This is a genomic window from Streptomyces rhizoryzae, assembly GCF_023155275.1.
Classification (GTDB): domain Bacteria; phylum Actinomycetota; class Actinomycetes; order Streptomycetales; family Streptomycetaceae; genus Streptomyces; species Streptomyces rhizoryzae.
Window position 1 is genome coordinate 1 of sequence record NZ_JALMUV010000067.1, and the last position, 12,634, is coordinate 12,634.

Consider the following 12,634-nt stretch of genomic DNA (forward strand, 5'->3'; position numbering starts at 1 on the left):
CCTCCTGGCCGCCGGCCGGCGCCCCGCCCACCCCCTTCGACCCGCCCGGGCCCGCCCTCGCGTGCGGTGCCTACGCCCCGCCCGCGGCGTCCGACGACAGCCCCGGCTCCTCCGGGCCGCCCGCCGCCGACCCCACCGCCGCACCGGCCCATGAATCCCAGGTCACCCTGCGCGGCCCCGCCGAACTCGCCGACGCCCTTCCGTACCTCCTCGGCTTCTATCCGGACAACAGCATCGTGATGGTCGCCCTGCACGGCGACCGCGCCCGGTTCGGTGGCCGGCTCCGACTCGGCATCCCCTCTGACCCGTCCCACTGGCCCGACGTCAGCGACCAGCTCGCCGACTGCCTGATCACCGGCGCCCGCCGGCGCTCCGGACGCCCGGTCGGCATCCTGGTCTTCCTCTGCCAGGAACCAGCACCGGGCGAGACCGGCCAGGACGTCAAGGAACGCCTGCGTCCCCTGGCCCAGCGGCTGCGCACCGCCTGCGGCGCGCTGGACGTACCGGTCCTGGAAGCCCTGTGCCTGTCCAACGGCCGCTTCTGGTCCTACTGCTGCCCCGACTACCGCTGCTGCCCCGCCGAGGGCACCCCGCTCTTCCTGCCCGGTACGTCCGTGATGGCCGCGGCCGCCGCCTACTCCGGCATGCAGGTACGCGGCTCTCTCAAGGAGATGGAAGCCCGGCTCACGCCCCGCACCGGACCGCGCGGCGCCGACCAGGAAAAGGCGCTGGACGCCGCGGCCGAGGACCTGGTGCCCAGGATGCTCCGGCCCGACGGTGCCGCCGCCGTCCACCGGGACACCCTCGAACTGGCCACCGCGATGATCCACCGCTTCCGCCAGGACACTCCCGCCGGCAGCAACCGCGCCCGCGATGCCTGCGACGACGCCCTGATCACCGACGCCGAGGCCGCCACCCTCATCCTCGGCCTGCAGAACCGCGCCACCCGCGACCGGGCGGCGGAATGGATGGACGGCCCCGACGCCGCGGCGGCCCTCCGCCTCTGGCGCGCCCTCGCCCGCCGCTGCACCGGAGGGTACGGCGAACACGCCGCGGCCCCGCTGACGCTCGCCGGGTGGGTGTGCTGGTCCACGGCCGACGGCCCCTCTGCACGTGTCGCCCTCAGCCGTGCCCTGGCCGCCGACCAGGAGTACGTCTTCGCCCAGCTGCTGCACCGTGCCCTCAACGAGGGCCTGGACCCCGAGCCCCTGCGCCGCTGCCTGCGCCAGCAGCGCGAGGAAGCCGAGGCCGCGGAGGCAGCCCGGGACGGTGGGCGCGGTGCGGGGACCACGGCCGGTGAAGCTGAGGAGGCCGGTGCGCCCCCGGAGGGCGGTACCGACGCCGCCGCCACCGGCCGCCGGCCCTCCACCCGGAGGCCCGCACCGGCCCGTCCGGGAAGCGCCGGCCGCCCCCGCGGCCCCCGGGGCACCACCCGCCCCGGCTCCCGCACGACCGGCACCTCCGGCAGCCGCCGCACGGGCCGGGACGGTGACCGAAGCCGGCGGTAACCGCACGGGGTGAGGCGTGGCTGGCGTGACCTGGGCGCCGGCCACACCGTTCAGCTGAGTGGCGTCAGGCCGTACGGAGCCCCGACCTCACCAGGGAGCGCAGAGCGTGCCAGGGATCGTCCCCACCACCCAGCCGACCCTCCGGACCACGGGGAAACGGCGCAGCACCGCGCCGCCGCCCCGGCTGGCGCAGCCCCAACCGGTCCACGCGGCGCTGGTATGCGTGGCCCTGCCCTCGCTCACCGTGTCGTCCGCCACGGGCCAGCTCACCGGGCAGGGCCTGGACGGCTGCTACCGCGACGGGCGGCGCATCCTCTCCCGCTGCGAGGTACGGGCCGCGGGCGCCGAACCGCTCGTCGTCCAGGGACGGCTGCTCTCCGCGGACCGCGCCCGGTTCACCGGCGTGCTCCGCAGAACGGGCGAGCGCGGACCGGACCCGGAGATCCGCATGGAGCGACTGCGCTCCGCCGACGGCACCGAGCGGATCACCTTCCACAGCAGCGCCGCCCGGCCCCTCCGCATGCCCGTCGAGATCCACCTGGGCACCGACCTGGCGGAACTGGGCGCCGTCGCCGCCGGCCTCCCCGGCCCGGAACTCCCCGCCGCCGTCCACGGATCCGGCCTCCGCTGGTCCGGACGCGGCGCCCACGCCGTGGTGACCGCCACCCCCGCGCCCCAGGACGCCCTGGCCTCCGCGGGCCTGCTCCGCTGGGAGCTGCACCTGCCGCCCGGCGGCCGGCGCACCATCGAACTCCGCCCCCGCCTGGACCACGAAGCCGGCGGCCCGCCGCCCACGGGCAGCCGCAGCGACACCGCCGCCCCCGTCCTGCGCACCGGAACGAGGCCCAAGGGCGGCAGTGACCGGCCACCGCGCTCCTGGTCCGCAGCGCGTCTGGAATGCGACGACCACCGCGCCGACGCCCTCCTGGCCCACAGCCTCGACGACCTGCACGGCCTGCTGCTGCGCGACCCGGCCCTGCCCACCGACGTCTTCGTCGCCGGCGGCTTCCCCTGGCGCTGCGGTCTGGCACCCGCCGACGCCCTGTGGACCGCCCGGATGCTGCTCCCGCTCGGCACCCGGCTCGCCGCCGCCACCCTGCGCACCCTGGCCCGGACCCAACTCGCCACTCCGGGGGCGGATTTCGGCCGAATTCCCGGCCCCCTCCGGGACGCGGGTCCGCACGCCCCGCCCGGCTGCACCGGTATCGAAGCCACGCTCCTCTTCCCCTGTGTCCTCGCCGAGGCCCGCCGCTGGGGACTGCCGGACCAGGAGACCGAACGGCTGCTGCCCACCGCCGAACGCTGCCTGCAATGGCTGCGCACGGCCACCGACCCACCCGGCGCCGGCCGCGGCGGCTACCTCCCCGACCCGGCCCCCGACGGCCCGTACCGCTGCGAGACCCAGGCCCACGCCCACCGCGCCGCGGTCCTCGGCGCCGACCTCCTCGACGCCTGCGGAGCCCCCGGCACCGACGCCCTCCGCGACTGGGCGGCGGACCTGCGCGCCCGGTTCCGCAACGACTTCTGGCTGGACGACCGCGCCGGCGGCCGCCCCGCCGCCCTGCTCACCGACGACGGCCGCCCCGTCCCGCACCTCGGCGCCACCGCCGCCCACCTCCTCGACACCGGCCTGCTCGGTGGCGCCGCCCACGCCCCCGGCCTCCTGGACGCGGCCCGGACCGACCAGCTGTGCCGGCTGCTCCGCGCCCCCGCCATGGACTCCGGCTGGGGCCTGCGCGGACTCGGCGCCAAGGAGAGCGGCTACAACCCGTTCGGCCACCGCGGCGGAGCGGTCCGCGTCCACGAAACCGCCGTCGCCGCGGCCGGCCTGGCCGCGGCCGGCCACGAAGCCGCCGCCGGCGCCCTGGCCAGGGGCATCCTCGACGCCGCGGAAAGCTTCGGCCACCGCCTCCCGGAGATGTACGCGGGGGAGCAGCGCACCGCCGGCGGGGTCCCCGTCCCGCACCCGGCGGCCTGCCGCCCGGCGGCCGTCGCGGCGGCCGGCGCGGTCCACATACTCCTCGCCCTCGCGGGCCTGCACCCCGACGTCCCCGCCGGTACGGTCACCGTCCGCCCGCTCGGCACCGCCCCGCTCGGCGCGATGCAGCTGACCGGACTGACCATCGCGGAGCAGCCCTTCGCGGTACGGATCAGCAGGCTCGGCATGGGGATGGTCGAAGAGGCCGCGGACGGTCTGCAACTGCGGTCATGACCCCCGCGCGACCTGTTTATCGTCAAGCGGACGACTATGATCGCGACATGCCTCCCTACGACCCGTCGGCCTTCCCGCCCCTCGCTGTCACCGTCGACCTGGTCGTGCTCACCGTGCGCCGCCACGCCCTGTGTGCGCTGGCCGTACGCCGCGGTGAGCCGCCGTTCCAGGGCCGCTGGGCCCTGCCCGGCGGATTCGTCCGGGCCGACGAGGACCTGGCGGAGGCGGCCGCCCGGGAACTCGCCGAGGAGACCGGCCTGCACGCCTGCCCACCGGCCGGCCCCCAGGCCCCGTACGGCGCGCACCTCGAACAGCTCGCCACCTACGGCGACCCCAAGCGCGACCCCCGGATGCGCGTGGTCAGCGTCGCGCACCTCGTCCTCGCCCCCGACCTGCCCGCCCCCAAGGCCGGCGGTGACGCCCACAGCGCCCGGTGGGCCCCGGTCGAAACCCTCCTGGAACAGGACGGGAACCCCCACACCCGCGACGGCGAGCTGACCGCCCCGCTCGCCTTCGACCACGCCCGCATCCTCTCCGACGGCGTGGAACGCGCCCGCTCGAAGATCGAGTACTCCTCCCTGGCCACGGCGTTCTGCCCACAGGAGTTCACCGTCGGCGAGCTGCGCCGGGTCTACGAGGCGGTCTGGGGCGTCGCGCTCGACCCCCGCAACTTCCACCGCAAGGTGACCGGCACCCCCGGCTTCCTGGTGCCCACCGGCGGCACCACCACCCGCCAGGGCGGGCGCCCCGCCCAACTCTTCCGCGCCGGCGGCGCCACCCTCCTCAACCCCCCGATGCTGCGCCCCGAGGTTTGACCCGCCCCGGTGGACAAGCCCCCGTCGTCAACCCGCCGCCCGCGAAGTCACCACCCCGGGTGACTCCGCGCGCCGCGACCCCCGCACCAACGCCGTCACCGGTCACCACAGCAGTCCCCTCCCCACTCGACCCGGTGCCCGCTTCTCCCCGGGGGCGTCAGCAGCGCATCCCGCCCACTCCTGGCGTCACCCCTTCCTGATTCCGCCCCGGGCCTTTCCTGATTCCGCCCCGGGTCACCGCCACCCGCCGACGCGCGAATCACCGCTCGGCCAACTTCCGTTTCCGTCGCCCCACCTGACCCCCGGACCACCGGGGTGCCGACGGCCCCGCCGCCACCGAATTCACGTCCCACCCCACGCATTCCATGCCGCACGTATGCGCGGGCTTACGGATGCGATCGGGGCGTACCGCTCCTGGTGCAGCAGGAGGTCCAACACCTGTGCGGAGTGCGGGAGTTGCGGCGCCGCGCTGGGCTGCGCTTATGTGTTCACCGTGCTAACGGGTCGGAGGTGCCGGCCGTCCGCAACGCCCGTTTCGCCACCCGGTTGTTGCACCCGTTGCCCACAACTCGCCGCGGAAAGCGCGTTTCTTTCCGATAAAGCGTCAATTGCGAGATAACGGGCGATCACCCTTTCGTGTGCTTTTCACCAAAGACCTCAAGGCCGTTCAGGGCGCCGCCGACAAAGGATGCGTGAGTACCCTTGCGCACACCATGATGACCGCGGCTCGCCCCGGCGACACCGGCCTCGCAGGCCCCGGCGAGCTTGACCGCTACCCCTACGCCAACGCCGCCAACGCGGCCGGCCAGGACCGCGCAGAGCGCGTCTCGCCGGTCTGGGAAGGCGCCGAAGCAGACATCGGCCGGGTCGGCCGGCGGGCGGCGGGCAGCCGCGGCCGCGGCCTCCACGGCCAACTCGTCCAGCAGCTCGGCCAGATGATCGTCTCCGGCGATCTCGGTGCCGACCGCCCGCTCGTCCCCGAGGAGATCGGCCAGCGCTTCGAGGTCTCCCGCACCGTCGTCCGCGAGTCACTGCGTGTCCTCGAAGCCAAGGGCCTGGTGAGCGCGCGCCCCAACGTGGGCACCCGGGTGCGGCCTGTGAGCGACTGGAACCTCCTCGACCCCGACATCATCGAATGGCGCGCCTACGGGCCGCAGCGGGACGACCAGCGCCGCGAGCTGTGCGAGCTGCGCTGGACCATCGAGCCGCTGGCCGCCCGGCTCGCCGCCGGCCACGGCCGCGAGGACATCCAGCAGCGGCTCGCGGACATGGTCGAGATCATGGGCCACTCCGCGGCCCAGGGCGACACCATGACCTTCGCCCGTGCCGACGCCGAGTTCCACACCCTGCTGCTCCAGCTCGCCGGCAACCGCATGCTGGAGCACCTCGCCGGCATCGTCAGCTCCGCCCTCCACGTCTCCGGGGGCAACGGCGGTGGCTGCGAGCGCCCGGTCGAGACGTCGGTGGGCCAGCACATGCGGGTCGTCGACGCCATCGGTACCGGTGACGCCACTGCCGCCGAATCCGCGATGCGCCAGCTCCTCGCCGCCCACGGCGAGACCGGCGGTCAGGGCACCGGGACGCCCGTGGACCACGTCGTCCCCGCGCCCCGCGAGCACTGAGGCTCGTAGCCGACCGCGTGCGGACCGTAAGCGCCGCGCGGGCTCGTACCCCGTACGCCCCCGCCGGGGACGCGTCGTACGGAGCGAAGGAGCGCAAGATCGCCGGATCCGGGGCGTCGTCCGGGTCCGGCGGCAGCCCTTGAGAGGATTGCATGGCATATGGCGGGGAATGGGTCGTTATGGGGTGTGACTCGGGCCACGCAGATTGGGCGTAACGCTCTCCGGGGAAGCGCGATGACTTAAGAGGTGATAGCCGAGGAGGGAATACGAGCGGCATTCGTGACGCTGTTCAACTCCCCGGTTGCCCCTGCGCCGTCGGTCCATCCCCACCGGCGGTCGTCGGCTCCGACCCATCGTGGACGGGGTCGGAAGCCGTTTCCATCGTTCCGAGAGGTTGTTCGTGTCGGCCAGCACATCCCGTACGCTCCCGCCGGAGATCGCCGAGTCCGAGTCTGTGATGGCGCTCATCGAGCGGGGAAAGGCAGATGGGCAGATCGCCGGCGATGACGTGCGTCGGGCCTTCGAGGCTGACCAGATTCCGCCAACCCAGTGGAAGAACGTTCTGCGCAGCCTCAACCAGATCCTCGACGAGGAGGGTGTGACGCTGATGGTCAGTGCCGCAGAGGCGCCCAAGCGCACCCGCAAGAGCGTCGCAGCGAAGAGTCCGGCGAAGCGCACCGCCACCAAGACCGTCGCGGCCAAGACCGCCACGGTGAAGAAGACCACCACCGCCTCGGCCGCCGCCTCCGTGGCGGACCCGGCCGCCGGTGACCCCGAGGCCGCGCCCCTGAAGAAGGCCGCGGCGAAGAAGACGGCCGCCAAGAAGACGGTCGCGAAGAAGACCGCGGCCAAGAAGACCACCGCGAAGAAGACCGCGGCCAAGAAGGACGTCGACGACCTGCTCGAGGACGACCTCACCGAGGAGACCCCGGCGCCCGGCAAGGGCGAGCCGGCGGACCCCGAGGGCGCCGAGAACGCCGGTTTCGTACTGTCGGACGAGGACGAGGACGACGCCCCCGCCCAGCAGGTCGCCGCGGCCGGCGCCACCGCCGACCCGGTCAAGGACTACCTCAAGCAGATCGGCAAGGTCCCGCTCCTCAACGCCGAGCAGGAGGTGGAGCTCGCCAAGCGCATCGAGGCGGGTCTGTTCGCCGAGGACAAGCTCGCCAACAGCGACAAGCTCGCGCCCAAGCTCAAGCGCGAGCTGGAGATCATCGCCGAGGACGGCCGCCGGGCGAAGAACCACCTCCTGGAGGCCAACCTCCGTCTGGTCGTCTCCCTGGCCAAGCGGTACACCGGCCGCGGCATGCTCTTCCTGGACCTCATCCAGGAGGGCAACCTCGGTCTGATCCGTGCGGTCGAGAAGTTCGACTACACCAAGGGCTACAAGTTCTCGACCTACGCGACGTGGTGGATCCGCCAGGCCATCACCCGCGCCATGGCCGACCAGGCCCGGACGATCCGTATCCCCGTCCACATGGTCGAGGTCATCAACAAGCTGGCCCGCGTCCAGCGCCAGATGCTCCAGGACCTGGGCCGCGAGCCCACCCCGGAGGAGCTGGCCAAGGAACTGGACATGACCCCCGAGAAGGTCATCGAGGTCCAGAAGTACGGCCGCGAGCCGATCTCGCTGCACACCCCGCTGGGCGAGGACGGCGACAGCGAGTTCGGTGACCTCATCGAGGACTCCGAGGCGGTCGTCCCGGCCGACGCGGTCAGCTTCACGCTCCTCCAGGAGCAGCTGCACTCCGTACTGGACACCCTCTCCGAGCGCGAGGCCGGCGTGGTCTCCATGCGCTTCGGCCTCACGGACGGCCAGCCCAAGACCCTTGACGAGATCGGCAAGGTCTACGGCGTCACCCGTGAGCGGATCCGCCAGATCGAGTCCAAGACGATGTCGAAGCTGCGCCACCCGTCGCGCTCCCAGGTGCTGCGCGACTACCTCGACTAGTCGCAGCGGCTCCGACCGCGCCGCGAGCCCGGCCCTCCACCCCGTGGGAGGCCGGGCTCGCGGCCGTCCGGGTGCGGGGCGCGCCCGTTTGGGTCACTCTGGGTGTGCGACCACTGTCCCGGAGTCAGGAGTCCGTATGCGACCGACCGTACGCGCCGCCCTCGGGGCGCTTGCGCTCATCCTCGCCGTACCGGCCTCGGCGGCCGCGGACGAGTCGGTGGTCGGGGGAAAGCCCGCCCGCCCCTCACAGAGCCCCTGGGCCGTGGCGCTGACCTCGCACCAGCGCTTCGGGAACCAGCGCTCGGGGCAGTTCTGCGGGGGCGTGCTGGTCGGGCACGCGACGGTGGTGACCGCCGCGCACTGCCTGGGCCGGGAGGTGCTGGGCCTGCCGTGGCAGGAAGTGCGGGATCTGCGGGTCGTCGTCGGACGGAACAACCTCACCGGCAAGGGAGGCCACGAGGTCAAGGTCGCCAAGGTGTGGGTCAATCCCCGCTACAACAGCTGGACCAACGAGGGTGACATGGCCGTCATCACCCTGGAGAAACGCGTCCCGAACCGCCCCATACGGATAGCCGGGCCCGACGACGACGCCTACCTGCCGGGCAGAGCCGCCACCGTCTACGGGTGGGGTGACATGACGGGCGACGGCAGCTACGCCTCGCGGCTGCGCTCGGCCAGGGTGAACGTCCTGCGGGACTCGGTGTGCGCCCGCGCCTACCCGGGCAGCGCGGACGGGATGTACAAGGCCGCCTCGATGCTCTGCGCGGGGGAGCCGAAGGGCGGGCGGGACGCCTGCCAGGGGGACAGTGGCGGGCCGCTGGTGGTGCACGGGCGGCTGGTGGGGCTGGTGTCGTGGGGGACCGGCTGCGGGCGCCCCGGCAGCCCCGGTGTCTACACGCGGGCCTCCGCGCTGTTGCCGGCCATACTGGAGCACGGAGCCGGCTGACGGCATCCGGGCACACGGTGGCTGCCGGAACGCACGAGTGCGGGCGGTCTCCCCGGGGTGCCGGGAAAACCGCCCGCCGCACGGCGCAGGGCCGCTACTCGCTCGTCGTGGATGCGAAGTGTCAGCGTTCCTCGTCGGACGCAGACCTCGGAGTGGTGGTGAGCCGCTCCGTCTCGTCCTGTATTTCCGCGGCGATCTTCTTGAGTTCTGGCTCGAACTTGCGGCCGTGGTGGGCGCAGAAGAGCAGTTCTCCGCCGGACATCAGGACGACGCGCAGGTATGCCTGGGCGCCGCAGCGGTCGCACCGGTCAGCGGCCGTCAGCGGGCTCGCGGGTGTCAGAACAGTAGTCACGTCGCCTCTTCTCTAGCTCGACGAGCTGTCGTACCAGGGTCAACATCCAACCAGGCCGAAAACGTTCCCGCTCGTGCCTTTTCCCCGAAAAATTCTTTCCAAGGGGGCCGGGTGCTGCCGGGTGGCGGCGAATGAGCCGTAGTGCGTGGTGGTCTGATTCACGTTGTAACTGGATTCTGCCCTCCCGGCTGGCTTGCCGGTTGTTGATGAGGACGTGCCCGGAGCCTAAATGGTTCATGCCTCGAAGGGAACGTGATGTGCACGTCACTCGGACGTCACCCCATCGAGCGATCGAACGCACGAGCGAAATTCTACTACCATGGTCACGCTCACGGGTGGCGTCACATCGGCTCTACTGGGCCTCGGTACCCTCTCACCGGCGACACCGCCACAACCGAGTCCGCGGAACGCGGACTGCCAGAAATTCAGCGAGGAGCGAACCGCGTGACCGCCGAGATGTCCGTGCCGTCCACCGCCGTGCTGACCGGGGCAGACCGGGACGGGTCCAACTACACCGCGCGGCATCTGCTCGTCCTCGAGGGTCTGGAAGCCGTCCGCAAGCGCCCCGGCATGTACATCGGCTCGACGGACAGCCGCGGTCTGATGCACTGCCTGTGGGAGATCATCGACAACTCCGTCGACGAGGCCCTGGGCGGCTACTGCGACCACATCGAGGTGATCCTCCACGGCGACGGCTCCGTGGAGGTGCAGGACAACGGCCGCGGCATCCCCGTCGACGTCGAGCCCAAGACGGGGCTGAGCGGTGTCGAGGTCGTGATGACCAAGCTGCACGCCGGCGGAAAGTTCGGCGGCGGCTCCTACGCCGCGTCCGGTGGTCTGCACGGCGTCGGTGCCTCGGTGGTCAACGCGCTCTCCGCGCGGCTGGACGTCGAGGTCGACCGCAGCAGCAAGACCCACTCGATCAGCTTCCGCCGCGGCGTCCCCGGTGCCTTCACCGGCCCCGGCCCGGACGCCTCGTTCGAGCCCGCCAACGGGCTCCACAAGGGCAAGCGGATCCCGAAGACCAAGACCGGCACCCGGGTGCGCTACTGGGCCGACCGGCAGATCTTCCTCAAGGACGCCAAGCTCTCCCTGGAGACGCTGTACGCCCGAGCCCGCCAGACCGCGTTCCTGGTGCCCGGCCTGACCATCGTCGTCCGCGACGAGCGCGGCATCGACGGCGCCGGCAAGACGGAAGAGACGTTCCGCTACGACGGCGGCATCAGCGAGTTCTGCGAGTACCTCGCGCAGGACAAGGCCGTCTGCGACGTCCTGCGGCTCACCGGCCAGGGCACGTTCAAGGAAACCGTGCCGGTCCTCGACGACCGCGGGCACATGACACCCACCGAAGTCACCCGGGAACTGGGCGTCGACATCGCCCTCCGCTGGGGCACCGGGTACGACTCCACGATCAGGTCGTTCGTCAACATCATCGCCACCCCCAAGGGCGGCACCCACGTCGCCGGGTTCGAGCGCTCGGTGACCAAGACGGTCAACGAGGTGCTGCGGTCCAGCAAGCTGCTGCGGGTCGCCGAGGACGACGTCGTCAAGGACGACGCCATGGAGGGCCTCACGGCGGTTGTCACCGTGCGGCTGGCGGAGCCGCAGTTCGAGGGGCAGACCAAGGAGGTGCTCGGGACCTCCGCCGCGTCCCGGATCGTCGCCCAGGTGGTCAGCCGGGAGCTCAAGGCGTTCCTGACGTCCACCAAGCGGGACGCCAAGCAGCAGGCGCGCGCGGTACTGGAGAAGGTCGTCGCCGCGGCCCGTACGCGCATCGCCGCCCGGCAGCACAAGGAGGCGCAGCGGCGGAAGACGGCGCTGGAGTCGTCCTCCCTGCCGGCCAAGCTGGCGGACTGCCGCAGCGACGACGTCGACCGCAGCGAGTTGTTCATCGTCGAGGGCGACTCGGCGCTGGGTACCGCCAAGCTCGCGCGGAACTCCGAGTTCCAGGCGCTGCTGCCGATCCGCGGCAAGATCCTGAACGTCCAGAAGGCGTCCGTCTCGGACATGCTCAAGAACGCCGAGTGCGGCGCCATCATCCAGGTCATAGGGGCGGGCTCCGGCCGCACCTTCGACATCGACACCGCCCGGTACGGCAAGGTCATCTTCCTCGCCGACGCGGATGTCGACGGCGCGCACATCCGCATCCTGCTGCTGACCCTCTTCCAGCGCTACATGCGGCCGATGGTCGAACAGGGCCGGGTCTTCTCCGCCGTCCCGCCGCTGCACCGCGTCGAGCTGATCAACCCCAAGAAGGGGCAGGAGAAGTACATCTACACGTACTCGGACAACGAGCTGCGGCAGACCCTCCTGGAGCTCCAGCGCAAGAAGATCCGCTACAAGGACAGCGTCCAGCGCTACAAGGGCCTGGGCGAGATGGACGCCGACCAGCTCGCCGAGACGACCATGGACCCGCGCCACCGGACGCTGCGGCGGATCAACATCAGTGATCTCGAGGTCGCGGAGAAGACCTTCGACCTGCTGATGGGCAACGAGGTCGCGCCCCGCAAGGAATTCATCACCAACTCCGCCGCCACCCTGGACCGTTCGCGGATCGACACCTGAGCCTCGTCGCGGCTCGCTGCGGGCGCCTCTCCACCCACGGGTGGACGGGCGCCCGCCGCCGTTTCCACCCGCGTCCCACCCTGGCTCCGATCCGGGCGGCGGGGGTCTCTCCGTAGCGTCGGGGGCGTCGAACAATCCAGCGTCCCGATGGAGGCCCGGGCCATGAGCGGCTTGCTCAACATCGCTGTCCTGATCGCGGTCGTGGCGATCGTCTTCGCGCGGCAGTTCACCGCGCAGCGCGTCACCGCACACGGCAGGACCTGGTGGCTGATGCCGGCCGTCCTGGGCTTCCTGGCCCTGCGGCAGCCCGGCCTCCTGGACACCGCGCACCGCGCCGCCTCGGTGGCCCTGCTGGCCGTGAGCCTGCTGATCGGACTGGCCAGCGGCGCGGCATGGGGGTGGACCACCCGGATCTGGACGGACGAGAGCGGAGTGGTGTGGACCAAGGGCACGTGGGCCGCGGCCGGCGTCTGGCTGTGCGGGATCGCGCTGCGCCTCGGCCTCATGGGCGTCGCCGCCGCGCTGGGCGTCCACCAGGGCAGCCAGACGACGCTGCTGTCCGTAGGGGGAATGCTGCTCACCCGCGCCGGTGTCACCCTGTGGCGTGCCCAGGGAGTGCAGCGGACGTACCGTGTCCCTGTCGCGGGCTGAGGCCCTGCGTCG

Annotated in this window: 9 protein-coding genes; 8 read left to right on the forward strand and 1 reads right to left on the reverse strand. The window is 72.2% G+C overall.

Going from position 1 to position 12,634, the window contains the following annotated elements; genetic code table 11:
• Positions 1-167: 167 nt before the first annotated feature.
• From MUU72_RS32845 to MUU72_RS32870, 6 genes are all read left to right on the forward strand, one after another.
• Positions 168-1,508 carry a DUF4192 domain-containing protein gene (locus MUU72_RS32845; RefSeq protein WP_248017123.1) on the forward strand — a complete coding sequence of 447 codons (1,341 nt, stop codon included), beginning with the start codon at positions 168-170 and terminating at the stop codon, positions 1,506-1,508.
• Positions 1,509-1,731: 223 nt separating this feature from the next.
• Complete coding sequence (locus MUU72_RS32850) at positions 1,732-3,720, forward strand: glycogen debranching N-terminal domain-containing protein (protein WP_248017124.1); 1,989 nt, start codon at positions 1,732-1,734, stop codon at positions 3,718-3,720.
• Positions 3,721-3,767: 47 nt separating this feature from the next.
• The gene (locus MUU72_RS32855) at positions 3,768-4,535 is read left to right on the forward strand and encodes an NUDIX hydrolase (RefSeq protein WP_372503290.1); all 768 of its coding nucleotides are present in this window, start codon (positions 3,768-3,770) and stop codon (positions 4,533-4,535) included.
• A 638-nt stretch (positions 4,536-5,173) separates the two neighbouring features.
• On the forward strand, positions 5,174-6,157 hold the full coding sequence (locus MUU72_RS32860; protein WP_308403913.1) for a FadR/GntR family transcriptional regulator: 984 nt from the start codon (positions 5,174-5,176) through the stop codon (positions 6,155-6,157).
• A gap of 394 nt (positions 6,158-6,551) precedes the next feature.
• The gene (locus tag MUU72_RS32865; protein ID WP_282505235.1) at positions 6,552-8,108 is read left to right on the forward strand and encodes an RNA polymerase sigma factor; all 1,557 of its coding nucleotides are present in this window, start codon (positions 6,552-6,554) and stop codon (positions 8,106-8,108) included.
• Between the two features lie 136 nt (positions 8,109-8,244).
• Positions 8,245-9,054 (forward strand): serine protease, encoded by an 810-nt coding sequence (locus MUU72_RS32870; RefSeq protein WP_248017111.1) that lies wholly within the window; start codon positions 8,245-8,247, stop codon positions 9,052-9,054.
• Positions 9,055-9,175: 121 nt separating this feature from the next.
• On the opposite strand, the gene MUU72_RS32875 is transcribed toward MUU72_RS32870, so the two are convergent.
• Positions 9,176-9,406: a DUF7455 domain-containing protein gene (locus MUU72_RS32875; RefSeq protein ID WP_018538276.1), complete on the reverse strand. Its 231-nt coding sequence runs from the start codon at positions 9,404-9,406 to the stop codon at positions 9,176-9,178.
• A gap of 444 nt (positions 9,407-9,850) precedes the next feature.
• Here MUU72_RS32875 and MUU72_RS32880 point away from each other — a divergent pair, with 444 nt between their 5' ends.
• Positions 9,851-11,971: a DNA gyrase/topoisomerase IV subunit B gene (locus MUU72_RS32880; protein ID WP_248017112.1), complete on the forward strand. Its 2,121-nt coding sequence runs from the start codon at positions 9,851-9,853 to the stop codon at positions 11,969-11,971.
• 162 nt (positions 11,972-12,133) lie between these two features.
• Positions 12,134-12,622 carry a DUF1453 domain-containing protein gene (locus MUU72_RS32885; protein WP_248017113.1) on the forward strand — a complete coding sequence of 163 codons (489 nt, stop codon included), beginning with the start codon at positions 12,134-12,136 and terminating at the stop codon, positions 12,620-12,622.
• The last annotated feature ends 12 nt before the right edge of the window (positions 12,623-12,634 follow it).